12 protein-coding genes, 1 tRNA gene and 1 pseudogene are annotated in these 17,521 nt (G+C 65.4%); 11 read left to right on the forward strand and 3 right to left on the reverse strand.

The features are described from left to right. Nucleotides 1-15 precede the first annotated feature (15 nt). Together J4G43_RS25895 and J4G43_RS25900 are read right to left on the reverse strand one after the other, a co-directional pair. Nucleotides 16-1,050, reverse strand: coding sequence for a cysteine synthase A (locus tag J4G43_RS25895; protein ID WP_028147612.1), 1,035 nt, complete (start codon nucleotides 1,048-1,050; stop codon nucleotides 16-18). A gap of 95 nt (nucleotides 1,051-1,145) precedes the next feature. Further along, nucleotides 1,146-2,375: an SAM-dependent methyltransferase gene (locus J4G43_RS25900; RefSeq protein ID WP_063986386.1), complete on the reverse strand. Its 1,230-nt coding sequence runs from the start codon at nucleotides 2,373-2,375 to the stop codon at nucleotides 1,146-1,148. A 636-nt stretch (nucleotides 2,376-3,011) separates the two neighbouring features. On the opposite strand from J4G43_RS25900, the gene J4G43_RS25905 reads away from it, so the two are divergent. The 10 genes from J4G43_RS25905 to J4G43_RS25950 all read left to right on the forward strand — a co-directional run bounded on the left by J4G43_RS25905 (nucleotide 3,012) and on the right by J4G43_RS25950 (nucleotide 16,561). Then, nucleotides 3,012-4,463: an efflux transporter outer membrane subunit gene (locus J4G43_RS25905; protein WP_210387359.1), complete on the forward strand. Its 1,452-nt coding sequence runs from the start codon at nucleotides 3,012-3,014 to the stop codon at nucleotides 4,461-4,463. Continuing rightward, entirely contained in the window at nucleotides 4,453-5,853 is a 1,401-nt protein-coding gene (locus tag J4G43_RS25910) for an efflux RND transporter periplasmic adaptor subunit (RefSeq protein WP_208086724.1), read from the forward strand. Before J4G43_RS25905 ends, J4G43_RS25910 begins: the two co-directional genes overlap by 11 nt. Nucleotides 5,854-5,889: 36 nt before the next feature. Further along, nucleotides 5,890-9,039 carry an efflux RND transporter permease subunit gene (locus J4G43_RS25915; RefSeq protein ID WP_208086725.1) on the forward strand — a complete coding sequence of 1,050 codons (3,150 nt, stop codon included), beginning with the start codon at nucleotides 5,890-5,892 and terminating at the stop codon, nucleotides 9,037-9,039. Further along, the gene (locus tag J4G43_RS25920; RefSeq protein WP_208086726.1) at nucleotides 9,039-12,146 is read left to right on the forward strand and encodes an efflux RND transporter permease subunit; all 3,108 of its coding nucleotides are present in this window, start codon (nucleotides 9,039-9,041) and stop codon (nucleotides 12,144-12,146) included. The genes J4G43_RS25915 and J4G43_RS25920 overlap by 1 nt, the downstream gene beginning before the upstream one ends. A 213-nt stretch (nucleotides 12,147-12,359) precedes the next feature. Next, entirely contained in the window at nucleotides 12,360-13,172 is an 813-nt protein-coding gene (locus J4G43_RS25925; protein WP_208086727.1) for a class I SAM-dependent methyltransferase, read from the forward strand. Nucleotides 13,173-13,682: 510 nt separating this feature from the next. Next, a complete protein-coding gene (locus tag J4G43_RS25930; RefSeq protein WP_208086728.1) occupies nucleotides 13,683-14,417 on the forward strand; it encodes a tRNA-uridine aminocarboxypropyltransferase in 735 nt (244 codons plus the stop codon). A gap of 62 nt (nucleotides 14,418-14,479) precedes the next feature. Beyond that, nucleotides 14,480-15,325, forward strand: coding sequence for an ABC transporter permease (locus J4G43_RS25935; RefSeq protein WP_210387360.1), 846 nt, complete (start codon nucleotides 14,480-14,482; stop codon nucleotides 15,323-15,325). Nucleotides 15,326-15,332: 7 nt separating this feature from the next. Continuing rightward, a complete protein-coding gene (locus J4G43_RS25940) occupies nucleotides 15,333-16,094 on the forward strand; it encodes an ABC transporter ATP-binding protein (RefSeq protein ID WP_208086729.1) in 762 nt (253 codons plus the stop codon). 56 nt (nucleotides 16,095-16,150) lie between these two features. Beyond that, nucleotides 16,151-16,224: transfer RNA gene (locus tag J4G43_RS25945), tRNA-Cys, on the forward strand. Nucleotides 16,225-16,414: 190 nt separating this feature from the next. Then, the gene (locus J4G43_RS25950; RefSeq protein WP_008132040.1) at nucleotides 16,415-16,561 is read left to right on the forward strand and encodes a hypothetical protein; all 147 of its coding nucleotides are present in this window, start codon (nucleotides 16,415-16,417) and stop codon (nucleotides 16,559-16,561) included. Nucleotides 16,562-16,642: 81 nt separating this feature from the next. Here the strand turns inward: J4G43_RS25950 and J4G43_RS25955 are convergent, their stop codons facing one another. Next, on the reverse strand, nucleotides 16,643-16,837 hold the full coding sequence (locus J4G43_RS25955) for a hypothetical protein (RefSeq protein WP_014495402.1): 195 nt from the start codon (nucleotides 16,835-16,837) through the stop codon (nucleotides 16,643-16,645). Between the two features lie 262 nt (nucleotides 16,838-17,099). Here J4G43_RS25955 and J4G43_RS25960 point away from each other — a divergent pair. Next, nucleotides 17,100-17,362 (forward strand): annotated as a pseudogene (locus tag J4G43_RS25960) (hypothetical protein). The last annotated feature ends 159 nt before the right edge of the window (nucleotides 17,363-17,521 follow it).

Genomic DNA, 17,521 nt, shown 5'->3' on the forward strand with positions numbered 1-17,521 from the left:
CGCAACCCTCCCGGCCTAGACGAACGGCGGCTTGATGTTGCTGCGCTTCTCCAGCCATTCCGGCACTGGCAGGTTCTTGGCGCGCATGAAGTCGGCATTGAACAGCTTCGACTGATAGCGGCTGCCGGAATCGCAGAGCACGGTGACGATGGTCTTGCCGGGCCCGAGCTGTTTCGCGAGCCGGATCGCGCCGGCGATGTTGATGCCGGTGGAACCGCCGAGGCACAGGCCTTCGTGCTGGAGCAGCTCGTAGATCACCGTGACGGCTTCCGCGTCGGGAACGAGATAGGCGTCATCCACCTTGGCGCTCTCGACGATTGCGGTCGCACGGTTGAGGCCGATACCTTCCGTGATCGAGCCGCCCGGCGTCGCCTTGGCGTCGCCGCTCCGGAAATATTCGAACATGCCGGCGCCATGCGGATCGGCGCAGGCGATCCTCACGTTCTTGTTCTTTTCTTTCAGATAGCGGCTGACGCCGGCGAGCGTGCCGCCGCTGCCGACCGAGCAGACGAAGCCGTCGACCTTGCCGCCGGTCTGCTCCCAGATCTCGGGGCCCGTCGACTCGTAGTGCGCCTTCGCATTGTCGAGGTTGTTCCACTGGTCTGCGAACAGCACGCCATTGGGCTCGGTCTTGCGCAGCTCGTCGGCGAGCCGGCGGCCGACATGCTGATAATTGTTGGGATTGGCATAGGGCAGGGCCGGCACCTCGATCAGCTCGGCGCCGCACAGCTTCAGAAAATCCTTCTTCTCCTGGCTCTGCGTCTCCGGGATCACGATCAGCGTGCGGTAGCCGCGCGCGCTCGCCACGACCGCGAGGCCGATGCCGGTGTTGCCGGCGGTCGCCTCCACCACGAGACCGCCCGGCTTGAGCTCGCCGCGCTTCTCGGCCTCCAGGATCATCCATTTGCCGGCGCGGTCCTTCACCGACTGGCCCGGATTCATGAACTCGGCCTTGCCCAGAATGGTGCAGCCGGTCAGTTCGGAGGCGCGCTTGAGCTTGATGAGCGGGGTGTTGCCGATGGCTTCGACAACGTCATTTTTGATGGTCATGTCAGGCAATTACCGGCTGGATCATAGGGTGGCGCGACCCTAAAGTAGGGTGGCGGGCCTTACAAGCGACCCTTGCAAGCCGACCCCGCAAACCCTTATTGCTGCTTTGCGAAGATGACTTGCCGGACGTCGATATTCCCGGACAGGAATCCGGCCTCGCAATAGGACAGGTAATACTCCCACAGCCGCCGGAACCGGTCGTCGAAGCCGAGCGGCACGAGGCCCGGCCAGGCCGTCTGGAAGTTATTCCGCCAGGTGGCCAGTGTCTTGGCATAATCCTGCCCGAAGATGCGCTCGCGAATGACGGGCAGACCGAACCTGTCACCGAGCGACTTGAGCACGGCGGGCGAGGGCAGCATGCCGCCGGGAAAGACGTAGCGCTGGATGAAGTCCACCTCGCGCCGGTAGCTCTGGAACAGCCTGTCCTGGATGGTGATCGCCTGGATGCCGGCGAGGCCGCCGGGCAGCAGCCGGTCCCGCAACTGGGCAAAATATTTCGGCCAGAACTGCTCGCCGACGGCCTCGATCATCTCGATCGAGGCGATGCGGTCGTAGCGGTCGCATTCGTCGCGATAATCCTGAAGACGGATCTCGACCTTGTCGGCAAGGCCCGCCTCGTGAATGCGCTTCTGCGCAAAATCGCGCTGCTCGGTCGAGATCGTGAGGCCCACCACGCGCGTGCCGAAGGTCTTTGCGGCGAACTCGGCGAAGCCGCCCCAACCGCAGCCGATCTCGAGCAGCGTCTGGTCCGGCTTCAGGTCGAGCGCCTCGGCGAGCCGGCGGTATTTGTTGGTCTGGGCTGCCGTGAGATCGGAGGTGCTCTCCTCGAACAGCGCCGAGGAATAGGTCATGCCGGGATCGAGCCAGGCCGAATAGAACGCGTTGCCGATGTCGTAATGGGCATGGATGTTGCGCCGCGCCTGGCGGCGGGTGTTGCGGTTGAACCAGTGCTGCAGCAGTTGGACGAACCGCATCAGCGGCTTGTCGTTCAGCATGGCCTGGATGAGATCGTGGTTGACGCAGAACAGGTAGAGGAATTGCGTCAGGTCCGGCGTATCCCAGTCGCCGGCGAGATAGGCCTCCGCGATGCCGATGTCGCCGCCGTTGATGAGGCGCGACGCGAAGCCGTAATTGTGCAGCCGCATCGCCGCATTCGGGCCCGGCTCCTGGCCGCCGAGGCGGATCACGCGTCCGTCGGGCAGGGTGACGTCGAGCGTTCCTCGCCGCAGCCGCGCGCCAAAACTGAGTGCGAGCCGAACGATGCGCGGCAGATCGGCAAGCACTGTGTCTATGGTGTCTGACGTCACCGAGATGGTATGCGACATCGGCAGATCCATCACCTGAACGGATACTGTCCGACCGCGAGCCAGGCGCCCCCATACGCCTCATATCGCTGGACCCGAGGGCGCCCCGCAAACGGTCAGCGTCGAATCATGCGCATGATATAGGTGCGCGCTGCGCCGGTCGCCAAGGGGCTGGCGGGGTACCTCCGGCAGTCCACCGCCGTGTGCACAGTGCGATTGCAGGCCTAGCGCGCCGTGCGCTCAGCCAAGGCCGGGGAAGCTGCGGTGCGCCGCGGCGCAGGTTTCGGTGGAGCGGCTGCCGGGACCGGTGGTCCTAGCGTCGGCGTAGCGGCAATATCACATGAAATCTTGGTAAGCTAGAATGCGCATCGGAGCGAGGCTGGAATGCGAAAAAGCTCTGTGAGACAGGGATATTTTGTATTTGTGAGAGCTCGCAATCGACGCATTCGAGGCCGCATTTCGCAGGTGCGGGACTGTCCCCCTGTTCCGCGCCCCGCTAGTATGAACTTCAGGTTCCGCAGAAAGCATCACGGCTGTGAACGAGTTACATAAACGCCCCCGGCCGTCCCGCCACGAATCGGTTAATCCGGCTCTGCGGTGGCGGATCTATCTGCCCGGCGGGGGGTGGATGTGACACAGGATGGTCCTGCGGTCGCCATGAGGCGATCTCCCAGCCTTACGTTCCGGACGTCGCGCGCGGCGCGATGGGCTGCCGTGGCGTGCCTTGCCGCCAGTTCAGGCGCCTGCGTGCTGACGCAGGATTTGCCCGATCCCGCACTCGATGTTCCCACGCAGTACAAATACGCGGGCAAGCCGGATGCGCCGCCGTCGCTGGATTGGTGGCGCGGCTTTCGCTCCGCGGAGCTGACGCAACTGATGGAGGAGGCGCAGACTGTCAATCTCGACATCGCCGCCGCCGTCTCGCGCATCGTCCAGGCCGACGCCCAGGCGCGGCAGGCAGGCGCTGCGCTGCTGCCGAGCCTGTCGGGCGGCGGATCGGAAACCTATTCACGCACCTCGGGTTCGAGCGCCTCGGGCCTGTCCATCGGCGGCCGCGAGGTCGTCAACTATTCGGCGTCGCTGAGCGCGAGCTACCAGCTCGACTTTTGGGGCCAGAACCGCGATGCGCTGCAAACGGCGGAAGAGACGGCGAATGCCAACCGTTTCGATCGTGACGTCGTCGCCCTGACGACGCTCGCCGGCGTCGCCAACGCCTATTTCCAGGTGCTGGCCTCGCAGGACCGGCTGCGCACCGCCCAGAGCAATATCGCCAGCGCGCAGCGGATCCTTGATGCCATTCGCGAGCGCCGCAAGGCCGGCACCGGGACCGATCTCGACGTCGCCCAGCAGGAGAGCGTGGTCGCCAACCAGAAGGCGCTGGTGCCGCCGCTGCGCCAGACGCTCGACCAGAACGTCAACGCGCTCGCCGTGCTGGTGTCGCGGCCGCCGGAGAGCGTCCGCGTGCTCGGCGGCTCGCTGAACAAGATCGCCATCCCGCGCGTCACGCCCGGCCTGCCGTCGGAGCTTTTGACGCAGCGGCCCGACATCCGCCGCCAGGAAGCACAGCTCGCCTCGGCGACCGCGAACATCGGCAATGCCCGCGCGCAGTTCTTTCCGACGATCCAGCTCACCGGCAATGGCGGCTATCAGAGCTCGGCGCTGGTCTCGCTGTTCCAGCCGCATGCGGCCTTCTTCCAGCTCGTCGGCAGCGCCACGCAGCCGATCTTCGACGGCGGCAAGATCCTCGGCAATTTCGAATTCGCCAAGGCGCGGCAGGACGAGTTGCTCCAGACCTACCGCAAGACCATCATCCAGTCGTTTGCGGACGTCGACAACGCGCTGTATTCGATCAAGCAGACCACGATCAAGCTACAATTGCAGCGCGATGTCGTTACGTCGTCGAAGCGCGCCTTCGATCTCGCCGAGCAGCAATTGCGCGCCGGCACGGCCGACATCGTGACTGTGCTGAACGTCCAGCAGACACTATTTCAGGCCGAAGATGCGTTGTGGCAGGCCCAACTCGCACGGCTTCTCGCCATCGTCAGCCTGTATCAGGCGCTCGGCGGCGGCTGGGAGCCGCGAATGGAGAAACCGGTCAATGCTCTTTAAGCCGGATACGAAGGAAGGCGCGAAGGAAGGGACGGCGAAGAAATCGCGCGGCCGCGGCTTCGTCATGACCCTGATCACGCTCGCCATCCTTGGCGGGCTCGGCTATTTCGGCTGGACCGTCTGGCACCAGCAGCCACAGCAGGCGAATGGCCGCAACCAGCGGCCCGATCTGCCGGTGCCGGTGCTGGCGGCGACACCCCGCATCCAGGACGTCCCGGTCTATCTCGACGGCGTGGGTGCGATCCGCGCGCTCAACACAGTGACCGTGCGCTCGCAGGTCGACGGCAAGCTGATCGCCGTGAAATTCACCGAGGGCCAGGACGTCAAGAAGGGCGACGTGCTCGGCGAGATCGATCCCGCGCTCTACCAGGCGACGTATGATCAGGCCGTCGCTAAGAAAGCGCAGGACGAGGCGCAGCTCGCCAACCAGCGCATCGACCTTACGCGCTACGAGCAGTTGGCTGCCTCCAACGCGGGCTCCAAACAACAGGCAGACACCCAGCGCGCGCTGGTCGCGCAGACCGAGGCGCTGGTGAAGGCCGACCAGGCCGCGATCGACAATGCGGCGGCGACGTTGAGCTACACCAAGATCGTGGCGCCGCTTTCGGGCCGCGCCGGCCTGCGGCAGGTCGACCAGGGCAACATCATCCACGCCGCCGACGCCACGGGCCTCCTGGTGATCACGCAATTGCAGCCGATCGCGGTGTGGTTCAGCCTGCCGCAGCAGCAGATCATGCGCGTCAACGCGGCGGCGTCGAAGGGCACGCTCGCGGTCGACGTGTTCGGCAATGACGGCATCACCGTGATCGACACCGGCAAGCTGACCGGCATCGACAACCAGGTCGACCAGACCACCGGCACGCTCAAGCTCAAGGCGGAATTCCCCAACGCCAATTACCAGCTCTGGCCGGGCCAGTTCGTCAATGTCCGCCTCAAGGTCGAGACCTTGATGCAGGCGCTGGTGGTGCCGACATCGGCGGTGCAGCGCGGACCGATCGGCACCTTCAGCTACGTCATCGGCGAGGACAATGTCGTCTCCGCCAAGCCGGTGACCGTGACCCAGCAGAACGAGCATGACGCCGTCATTGCCAGCGGCTTGTCGCCGACCGACAAGGTCGTCACGACGGGCTTTGCCAATCTGTCCGACGGCTCCAAGGTGGTCGTCGGCCGCGATGACCAGACACCGTCGGCCGATCTCGCCCCGCGCAAGCGCACGCGCGGCCCGGACGGCCAGAAGAAGGATGGGCAGGCCAAGGACGGGCAAAAGGACGGACAGGGCAAGGACGGCGAGCACCGCGCCAAGAGGAGCAGCAGCGAAGGCGACCAGAAGGGGCAGACCGGACCGGCATCGGGGCCGGGGGCATCGGGACCTGGAGCCAAGCAGCCATGATCCCGACAACAGCCGCCTGAGCGGCAGGCATATCCCATGGGCGTCTCCGAACCCTTCATCCGCCGCCCGATCGCGACCTCGCTGCTCGGCATCGCCCTGCTGATCGGGGGCGCGCTCGGCTATTTCTCGCTGCCGGTCTCGGCGCTGCCGCAGGTCGATTTCCCGACCGTGCAGGTGTCGACGCAGCTTCCGGGCGCGAGCCCCGACGTGATCGCCTCGCTGATCACCGCGCCGCTGGAACGGCAGCTCGGCCAGATCCCGTCGCTGACGGCGATGAACTCGACGAGCTCGTTCGGCGTCAGCCAGATCTCGCTCCAGTTCGATCTCAACCGCGACATCGACGGCGCGACCCAGGACGTGCAGGCCGCGATCAACGCGGCGGCCGGCGTGCTGCCCAAGACGCTGCCTTATCCGCCGACCTACGCCAAGGTGAACCCGGCGGACGCACCGGTGATGACCCTGGCGCTTCGCTCCGACACGATCTCGCTGCGGGCGATGAGCGACATCGCCGACACGCTTCTGGCGCAGCGGCTGAGCCAGATCTCCGGCGTCGGCCGGGTCTCGGTGCTAGGTGGGCTGAAGCCGGCCGTGCGCATCCAGGCGGATCTGGCGCGCCTTGCCGCCTATGGCATCGCCATGGAGGATCTGCGCACCGCGATCTCCAATGCCAACGTCTCCGGGCCAAAAGGCTCGCTCGACGGCGCGCAGCAATCCTACCTCATCGCCGCCAACGACCAGATCGCCGCCGCCGACGCCTACAAGCCTGTTATCATCGCCTACCGCAACGGCTCCCCGGTCACGATCGGCGACGTCGCGCAGATCGTGGATGGCCTCGAGAACGACCGCACCGGCGGCTGGTACCAGGGCACGCCGGCGGTCATCATCGACATCCAGCGCCAGCCCGGCGCCAACGTCATTGATGTCGTCAGCCAGATCCGGGCGGAAATCCCAAAAGTCCAGCGCGCCATTCCGGCCGGCGTGAACCTCACCATCGTCTCCGACCGCACCGTCACGATCCGCGCCTCGGTCCGCGACGTGCAGTTCACCCTGATCCTCAGCGTCGTCTTGGTGACGCTGGTGGTGCTGCTGTTCCTGCGCTCGCTGCGGGCCACGCTGATCGCGGGCGTCGCGCTGCCGCTGTCGCTGATCACCAGCTTCGGCATCATGTATTTCGCCGGCTTCAGCCTCGACAATCTGTCGCTGATGGCGCTCACCATCGGCACCGGCTTCGTCGTCGACGACGCCATCGTCATGATCGAGAACATCGTCCGCCACATGGAGAACGGCGATAGCGCGATGGAGGCCTCGCTGAAGGGGGCCAGCGAAATCGGCTTCACCGTGATCTCGCTGACGGTGTCGTTGATCGCGGTGTTCATCCCGCTGCTGTTCATGTCCGGCCTCGTCGGGCGCATGTTCCGCGAATTCGCGCTGACGCTGACGATCGCGGTCGTGACCTCGGCCGTGGTCTCGCTGACGCTGACGCCGATGATGTGCTCGCGGCTGCTCAAGCACGCCCATGAGGAACTGGCGGTGCCGGGATTGGCCGCGATCAGCCGCTTCATCGATAGCACCGTCGAGTTCTATCACCGGACGCTGCTCTGGGTCCTGGAACGCCAGCGCGCCACGCTGCTCGTGACATTTGCGACCCTGGTCGCGACCCTCGTCCTCTACGTCGTCGCGCCAAAGGGCTTTCTGCCGCTTCAGGACACCGCCTCGATCACGGCGGTGACGGAGGCGGGACCCGACGTGTCGTTCGCCGAGATGCAGAAGCGTCAGGCCGAGGCGGCCGATGCCATCAAGGCCGATCCTGATGTGGTCGGCGTGGTCTCGGTGATCGGGGCGGGCTCGGTCAACCCGACCACCAATGTCGGGCGCCTGGTCATGACCTTGAAGCCGCGCGGCGAGCGGCGCGACGACGTCAGCGCGGTCGTGACCCGGCTGAAGGAACGGGTGTCGGCCATCCCCGGCATGACCGTCTATTTCCAGCCGGTGCAGGACGTGCAGATCTCGACCCAGTCGAGCCGTTCGCAGTACCAGTACACGCTGACCGGGACCGATGCGACGCTGGTGTCGGAATGGGCGCGCAAGCTTGTTGCCGAGATGCGGCGCGATCCGCTGTTCCGCGACGTCTCCTCGGAGGCGCAGGAGGGCGGCCTGCGGGCGCAGCTCGATGTGGACCGGACCCGGGCCGGACAGCTCGGCGTGAGTCTGCAAGGAATCACCGACACGCTCAACGATGCGTTCGCGCAGCGGCAGATCTCGACAATCTACGGCCAGGCCAACCAGTACCGCGTGGTGCTGGAGGCGCTGCCGATGTACCAGCGCGATCCCTCGATCCTGTCGAAGCTGTATCTCCCGGGCGCGGCGAGCAGCATCGTGGGCGCGCCCAACGCCCAGGTGCCGCTCTCGGCCGTGGCGACGCTGAAGCGCACCACGGCGCCGCTCGCGATCTCGCACCAGGCGCAGTTCCCGTCGATCTCGCTCAGCTTCAACCTCGCCCCGGGCGCCGCGCTCGGCGACGCCGTCGAGGCGGTGAAGACGATCGAGACCCGGATCGAGATGCCCAACAGCATCGTCGGCGTCTATGCCGGCGACGCCGCCGAATTCGCCAAGGCGCTCGCCGGCCAGCCCTGGCTGCTGCTCGCCGCCGTGATCACGATCTACATCGTGCTGGGCGTGCTCTATGAGAGCTACATCCACCCGATCACCATCCTGTCGACGCTGCCCTCGGCCGGCGTCGGCGCGATCCTGGCGCTGATGCTGTGCGGGCAGGACCTCTCGGTGATCGGCCTGATCGGCATTATCCTGCTGATGGGCATCGTCAAGAAGAACGCGATCATGATGATCGACTTCGCGCTCGAGGCCGAGCGCCGGCAGGGGATGTCGCCGAACGAGGCGATCGTGCAGGCCTGTCTCTTGCGCTTCCGTCCGATCATGATGACGACGCTGGCGGCGCTGTTCGGCGCGCTGCCGCTCGCAATCGAGAGCGGCACCGGCGCCGAGCTGCGCTTTCCGCTCGGCATCTCCATCATCGGCGGCCTGCTGCTGAGCCAACTGCTGACGCTCTACACCACGCCCGTGATCTACCTGGCGCTCGACCGCATCAACCGACGCCTCGAGCAGGCGCTGCCACCGGCTGAATCCGACGGCCCGCCGGTCGCGGGCGCGACCGAGGGGATGCAGTGATGGCATCGATCTCGGAGCCGTTCATCCGCCGGCCGGTCGCGACCACGCTGCTGTCGATCGGGTTGTTCCTGCTGGGTGTCGTCGCCTACGAGTTCCTTCCCGTCGCCTCGGTCCCGAACGTCGACTTCCCCGCCATCTTCGTGTCGGCCAGCCGGCCGGGCGCCGACCCGTCCGTCATGGCGGCGACGGTGGCCTCGCCATTGGAGCGCCGGCTCGGCGAGATCGCGGGCATCAACCAGATCACCTCGACGTCGTCGCTCGGCACGACCAGCATCCAGCTCCAGTTCGACATCGGCCGCAACATCGACAAGGCCGCGCGCGACGTGCAGGCGGCGATCAACGCCGCGCTGATCGACCTGCCGAGCGACCTGCCGACGCTGCCGCGCTTCCGCAAGGCGAACACGGCCGGCGCGCCTGTTTTCGTGCTGGCGCTGACCTCGAAGACGCTGTCGGCCAGCGCGATCTACGACGTCGCCGATACCGTGCTCGCGCAGCGCATCTCGCAGGTGCCTGGTGTCGGTGACGTGACGGTGAGCGGCGCCGACCAGCCGGCGGTGCGCGTGCAGCTCAACCCCGTCGCACTGTCCAACGCCGGCATCGCCACCGACGACGTCAGGACCGCGATCATCAACGCCAACCCGCTTGGTCCCGTCGGCATCTTCAACGGCGAGCGCCAGAGCGAGACGCTGTCGCTGAACAAGCAGATGCGGACGGCGAAAGAGTTCCGCGACATTATCATCAAGAGCTCGAACGGCAATTTCGTCCGGCTGTCCGACGTCGCCGACATCGAGGACTCCGTCCGCAATGCTCGCTCGATCGCCTGGTTCAACAAGCAGCCGGCGGTGCTGATCCAGATCACCAAGCAGGGCGACGCCAACGTCATCGACACCGTCGACCGGGTGAAGGCGCTGATCCCGGCGCTGAAGCAATGGATCCCGGCGGGTGTCGATATTTCCACGCTGGTCGATCGCACCAGCACGATCCGCGCCAGCGTGCTCGACATGCAGTGGACGTTGCTGGCAACCGCCGTCCTCGTGATGGTCGTGGTGTTCGTGTTCCTGCGGCGGCTGACACCGACGATCGCGGCCGGCATCTCCGTGCCGCTGGCGCTGGCCGGAACCTGCGCCGGGATGTGGGTCGCGGGCTTCTCGATCGACAATCTGTCGCTGATGGCGCTGGCGATCTCGGTCGGCTTCGTGGTCGACGACGCCATCGTCATGATCGAGAACATGTACCGCAATCTCGAACATGGCATGCGGCCGCTCCAGGCGGCCCTGGTAGGCGCACGGCAGATCGGGTTCACCGTGGTCTCGATCAGCCTGTCGCTGATCGCGGCTTTCACGCCGTTGATCTTCATGGACGGCATCGTCGGCCGCCTGCTGCGCGAGTTCTCGCTGACGCTGACCTTCGCGATCCTGGTCTCGACGCTGGTGTCGCTGACGGTCACGCCGATGATCTGCGCCCATTACATCCGGCAGACCACGTCCGGCACCGCGACGCTGTTCGATCGGCTGATCGAAGGCTCGCTGTCGCGCGTGGTCGCGTTTTACGCCCGCAGCTTGCGCACCGTGCTGCAATATCCGCTGCTGACGCTGCTGGTGTTCTTCGCCACCATCGGCCTCACGGTGACGCTCTACATCAAGGTTCCCAAGGGCTATTTCCCGACCGACGATTCCGGCTTCGTCATCGGCGCGACGCGCGCCTCGGCCGACATCTCGTTCCAGTCCATGCTCGGCCTGCAGCAGCGGCTCGCCGACATCGTGATGCAGGATCCGGCCGTGGCCGGGATCGGCTCGACCGTCGGCAGCGGAGGCGGGGGACCGGGGGCTGCGACCTCGAACCGCGGCACCATGTTCATCAGCCTGAAGCCGCCGGAGGAGCGCGACCACGTCTCGACGCAGGTCGTGATCGACCGTCTCAGGCGCGCCCTGTACCCGGTGCCCGGCATCCGCCTGTTCATGTTCGCCGCCCAGGACGTCCGCGCCGGCGGACGGCAGAGCGATTCCGACTACCAGTACACACTGACCAGCACCGACCTCAGCCTGCTCCAGAAGTGGGCGCCGATCGTGGCCAAGCGCATGGCGAGCGTCGAGGGCATCACCGATATTTCGAGCGACCGCGATCCCGGCGGGCTCCAACTCACGCTCTCGATCGACCGCCAGAAGGCCTCGGCGCTCGGCGTCAAGGTCCAGGACATCGACAACGCGCTCAACAACGCATTTTCGCAGCGGCAGATCGGGATCATCTACACTCAGCGCAACCAGTATATGACCGTGCTGGAGATCGACCCGAAATTCCAGGTCGACCCATCCAACCTCGATCGCATCTATGTCGCCGGTGCCAATGACGCGCAGGTGCCGCTGTCGGCCGTGGTACACGCGACGCGCGGGCTCGCTGCGCTGGCGGTCTATCATTCGCAGGGGTTTCCCTCGACCACGGTGTCGTTCAACCTGATGCCGGACGTGCCGCTCCAGACCGCGACCCAGAACGTACAGCGCGCGATCGAGGAGCTGCACATGCCGGAAGGCATTCGCGGCAGTTTTGACGGCAACGCGGGCGATTTCGCCAGGACCAGCGGCCGCCAGCCGCTGCTGATCCTCGGCGCGCTGGTGGCGATGTATATCGTCCTCGGCGTGCTCTATGAGAGCCTCGCCCATCCGCTGACGATCATCTCGACGCTGCCATCCGCCGGGCTCGGCGCGCTGCTCGCCTTGCAGCTCACCAACACGCCGCTGACGGTGATCGCCTTCGTCGGCATCATCCTGTTGATCGGCATCGTCAAGAAGAACGGCATCATGATGGTGGACTTCGCGCTCGACGCCGAGCGCCAGCGCGGCCTGTCCTCGGCGGAGGCGATCTTCGAGGCCTGCCAGGCGCGCTTCCGCCCGATCCTGATGACGACCATGGCGGCGCTGTTCGCCGGCATTCCGCTGGTCATCGCCACCGGCCCCGGCACGGAGCTGCGGCGTCCGCTCGGCATCACCATCATCGGCGGCCTGTTCGTCTCGCAGATCCTGACGCTCTACACGACGCCCGTGATCTACCTGCTGATCGACCGCCTGCGCCGCCGTTCCGAGCCGCGTCCGCTCGCCGCGCCCGCGGAATAGGCGAAGTATCGCGCACGTTCCGACACCGTCAGTCGGCTCGATCCCCTAACATTTGATGTTATCAAATTAACATCTGTATTCATAAAAGCTGCTAGTTCTCATTTCTGTCAACAAAGCTCGTTACAGAACGGAGACGGGCGCAGCCTTCGCTCGTCGCGCCGCCCGAAGCTGTTGCATTCGAACGGAATCCCGCCCCGAGAACGTGTGACGTGCTTGGGAATCCTTGCGGGCGAGCGGAAATCGGCTGGCTCGTGGTGTCTTGGAGTGATTGGCCAAATGGCTAATACCGTCGGATCGCACTTTTTCCCGGAGATTGCGGCGGGTGGATTCTCTCGGGTCGATGGCACGATTCAGTTCTGGCAGCGGGTCGGGGCCTTGGTTGGACCGGATTCCGTCGTGCTGGACTTTGGCGCCGGACGAGGCGCCGGCCAGAGCGAGGATTCGGTTGCCTACCGGCGCAGTCTGCGGTCGTTGAAGGGACGGGTGCGCGAGCTCGTCGGGGTGGATGTCGACCCGGCTGTCACGACCAACAAGGCGCTGGATCGGGCGTTCGTGATCACACCCGATGGAGAGCTACCGATCGCCGATCACTCCATCGACGTGATCGTATCGGATTTCGTGTTCGAGCATCTCCAGGATCCTGCCAGAGCCGCCCGTGAACTCGACCGCGTGCTCAAGCCGGGCGGCTGGATCTGCGCGCGAACGCCCAACCGCTATGGATACATCGCACTCGCCAACCGGATGATCCCCGACCGGTTGCATGCCCGCATCATCCAGTCGGCCCAGGACGACCGCAAGGGCGAGGATGTCTTCCCGGCCGTCTATCGGCTGAACACTGCCAGCGCGTTCAAACGGCATTTTCCCGCCTCCCGATACGATCTGTATGTGATCCCGTGGGACGCGGAGCCGGCCTACTATTTCGGATCGAAGCTGCTCTATTCGCTGTTGCTAGCGGTTCAGCACTGCACGCCGGCTCCGTTCAAGACGGTGTTGACGGCGTTCATGCGCAAACGCCCCGTGCCGTGAGCCCGACAGCCAAGTCACGTCGGGCTCAAGCCGCCGTACACCTCATTGCGAAGACGAAAGAGCGCACGGGACGAGAGGCCTTCGAGCGCGGAACGTCACGCAACGCAGGCGCCTTGTAGAAAGATCGTACCCTCCAAGACGTCACCAAGTCCGAGCGATAACGTCATTCGGCGATCAACTGATGCGTGTATTACGGCCTGACCACCACACTTCATGACCATCGCCTCCCAATCCTCGCCCCAAAGCCCATGTCGACGTAGGTGCTCAGTTCTACGACACCGACCTCAGCAAGCCGATTTGGGTCGCCAACGTGGCCGCGAATGGTACTGTGGATTGGAGAGACGCTGCCGGAACGCCGGTCTAGCAGAGCGGTCGACGCATTCGACATACCGGCGCAACGAGACCGCCTTCGGGCGGTCTTTTTGTCGTGTGCCGAGGTTCGGGGTTATGGCGGCGCCACTCCCCGCAAGAGAGTTGTTGAACCGCCGCTTCAAGCGTATAGCGGCGACCATGTCGAACCCCACAGCCGCCGCGCCGGCCGATCCCATCCCCGAATGCCCGCACTGCCAGAAGCCGATGCCGCTGTGCATCTGCGACAGTGTCACGCCCATCAAGAACCGGCTCTCGCTCCTGATCCTCCAGCATCCGCAGGAGCAGGACAGGGCGCTCGGCACCGCGCGGCTGCTTGCCAAGCACTTTGCCGATGCCACGGTGCGGGTCGGCCTGTCCTGGCCGAGCCTGTCCAAGGCGCTGGCGCGGCCGGTCGAGAACGCCTCGCACTGGGCCGTGCTCTATCTCGGCTCGGCGCGCGCGGCCGATCTGGAGGCCGAGGGCGAAATCCTGGCGCTCAACCGCAAGGGCGAGGTCGCGGACAACCAGCGCGCGATCCTCGGCAAGCTCGAAGGCGTGGTGCTGCTCGACGGCACCTGGAGCCAGGCCAAGGCGCTGTGGTGGCGCAATCCCTGGATGCTCAAATGCCAGCGCGTGATCCTCAACCCGGCGCATCCCTCCCGATACGGACGCCTGCGCAAGGAGCCGCGGAAAGACGGGCTGTCGAGCATCGAGGCGGCCGCGACCATCCTGGCCAGTCTTGAGAAGCGCCCCGATATCGCCGAGACGCTCAATGCCAGTTTTGAACGGATGTTGACGCGCTACCGCGAGGTTCAGGCCGAAATGCCGGAATTGGCGCCAAAACCGCCGGTCAAGGACCGCCGGCGCGGTGTCCGGCGCAGCAAGCGCAGCTGACTCGCGCTCAAATCCTCCGTTGATTGCCCCGCGCGAGACGGGCGGGTAGAGACGATCGGCCGATGGGCCGCGAACTGTTATCTTCGCAGCATCGGAAAGCCGGAAGCGGAAGGGGCAGTCGCATTCAGGCCGCAGCAAAGGAAATCCTTGCACAGGCGGCGCGGCCCGATCGGTGGGGCACGCTCGCGCTGATGGACATCTCGCTGCGTTACCGGCGCACCGTGATCGGCCCGCTCTGGATCACGCTGACGCTGGCAGCAACAATCGCAAGTGTCGGCACGGTCTACGCCGCACTGTTCAAGCAGGACATCGCCGGTTTCCTGCCGCCCTTCGCCGTCGGCCTGATCGTCTGGACCCTGATCGCGACGACGCTCCAGGAAGGCTCAAGCATCTTCGTGGCGTCCGGTCACCTGATCAAGGCCGTGCCGGCGCCGCTGATCGTGCATGTGCTCCAGATGATCGCGCGCAACGTGCTCATCTTCGCGCATCATCTCGTGATCGTGGCGCTGCTCTACATCGTGATGCCCTGGCCGCTGCATGGGAGCATGCTGCTCGCGGTGCCCGGCTTTGCGATTCTGCTCATCGTTCTGCTCGGCGGATCGATCGCGCTCGGCATGCTCTGCGCGCGCTTTCGCGATATCGGCACGGGGATCGTCAGCGGCCTGCAATTCATCTTCTTCCTGACGCCGATCATCTGGACCGAGGACGCCCTGCGCGGCACCGCGTTCGACTGGCTGATCCGCGCCAATCCGTTCGCGACGCTGCTCGACCTCGTGCGCAGGCCGCTGCTGTCGCAGCCGACCGATCCTGTCCAATGGCTGCTCGGGGCGATCTATGCGATCGTCGTAGCCGTCATCGCCTTCGGCTGCTACGCAAAATACCGCCACCGCGTGGCGTATTGGCTGTGACGCGCGCATGAGCCTTGCTGCCCACATCGTGCTTCGCAACGTTTCGGTCAACTTTCCGGTGCTGTCGTTCCGCGACCGTTCGCTGCGCAGCCGGTTCGTCACCGCGGTGACGCTGCGCCGGACACCAGCGGTGCCGCACATCGTCTCCGCGCTCAACGACGTCAGTCTCGACATCCGCGCCGGCGACCGCGTCGCCATCATCGGCGCCAACGGCGCAGGCAAGACCACGCTGCTCCGGGTGCTCGCCGGCATCTATCATCCGACCGCGGGCAGCGTGGACGTACTTGGCCGCTGCCTGTCGCTGTTCGATCTGTCGGCCGGCTTCGACGAGGAGGCCACGGGCTACGAGAACATCGTGCGCCGCGGGCTCGTAATCGGCGCGCGGCGCTCCGAGATCGATGCGCGGGGGGCGGAGATCGCCGAGTTCACCGAGCTCGGTGACAGGCTCGACCTGCCGCTGCGGACCTATTCCAGCGGCATGATGCTGCGGCTGATCTTCGCGGTCGCAACCGCCGTGGAAGGCGAGATCGTGCTGCTGGACGAATGGATCGGCGTCGGCGACCAGCAATTCCGCCGGAAGGCGCGGCAGCGGCTCGACGAGATCGTGGCCCGTGCGGGCATCTTGGTGCTGGCCTCCCACGACATCGAGCTGATCCAGAGCACCTGTAACCGCGCGATCCTGCTGGAGGAGGGGCGGATCACCGCGGCCGGCCCGACCGATGCGATTCTTGCGAAATATCTCGCCGGCCCCGGCGGGGCCAAGGCGTAAACGCCCGGTCGGGGTTGCCTAAGCCATTGATCCCCTATATTGCTCCGCCCTTACGGGGCCACGTGGCGGAGTGGTTACGCAACGGTCTGCAAAACCGTGTACACCAGTTCAATTCTGGTCGTGGCCTCCATAACAACCTCCTGATATTTCATCACAAATTTGCACTCACCGCGCGTTCCGCCGAACGCGCGATTGAGGCCTGCCAGGCCATGCACACCGGGTTTGCCCGGGGCTTGGCGGACACCAGCGATTCAGGCCCGATGGCATAGACTTCGCATCTGCGAAGTGATGCGTCACGAACCCCTGGAGCTGGAGAGCACGTGAGCGACGTCGTCCGATTTGTCCCGAAATCCGAGCTGGAGCGGGCTCGCCTCATTCGCGAGGCCCGTGCGATCTATGACAGCATCTTTCCGCCGGCCGCACCCGACCGGGCGCCGCAGGACGGCGAGGAGCGGGTCAAGACCTGATCGGCGCCGCGCCGTTCCGGCGCATGGCCGATAGCAAAACGCCCGCGGGAGCGGGCGCATCGGTTGACGTTGAAAGTGGCCTCAACCGGCCGCGTACCAGCCGTCCGGAAACGGCAGAAGGGGCCAGGCGCCCTCATTGTCATTGGCGGCTTTGGGCGTTGCGACGTACGACCACGAGCGGGGCACGAATTCCTCCTCCGGCTCGGGCGCGAAATCTTGATAGACCATGGCGTCCCGGACGGCATCCAGCAGCAAGTTGAATTCGGCTTCGCTCATCGCACCCTCGCAGAACGCGGATGGCGCAATGTCGCAAAGCCGGTTTGTTACCCGATTGAGCCGATCGTTCGCATTTTAGCGATCCGGCGATCGGGCTCCGATTGGTTAGCGATTCCTTAAAATCCCCGCGGAACCGTACGTTCCTCCCGTCCGGCCTCAGTGTGAAAGAGATCACATCCCCCGCGATTTATTTCTCCTACCCCTCGGCACGACACCGGCCAGCGAAGGCCGGGAGCGGGCAAGGCAGACGGGAGACTTGGTCATGAAGGCAAGGTTCTTGCGGTTTGCGGGTGCGAAGAGACGGTCGCGCCGCGCCTCGACGGTCGGGCTGTTCCTGGCGCTGTTTGCCTCCGCCGCCAATGCGCAGCAGGGAACGCCCGAGCAGCGCCGGGCCTGCACCCCCGACGTCTATCGGCTCTGCGCCGGCGAGATCCCCAACGTCGCGCCATCACGGCCTGTCTGCGCCGTAACCGCTCAAGCTTGAGCGAGGCTTGCCGCACCGTCTTCGACCAGGCCGGCGGCTGACATAGCCGCCCTGTGGGTTTGTGCGCAGCAAGTGGCTCGTGCGGTCTCGCGAATCCGGCATAGTCGGCCTGTGGATATGCTGCGGACAGGCTGTGGAAAGCGGTGAGATGCTGTGGATGTCGTCCACAGATGCGTCTGCCCCGCGCCTCATTTCCGTCA

The organism is Bradyrhizobium barranii subsp. barranii, assembly GCF_017565645.3.
In the GTDB taxonomy this organism is placed as follows: domain Bacteria; phylum Pseudomonadota; class Alphaproteobacteria; order Rhizobiales; family Xanthobacteraceae; genus Bradyrhizobium; species Bradyrhizobium barranii.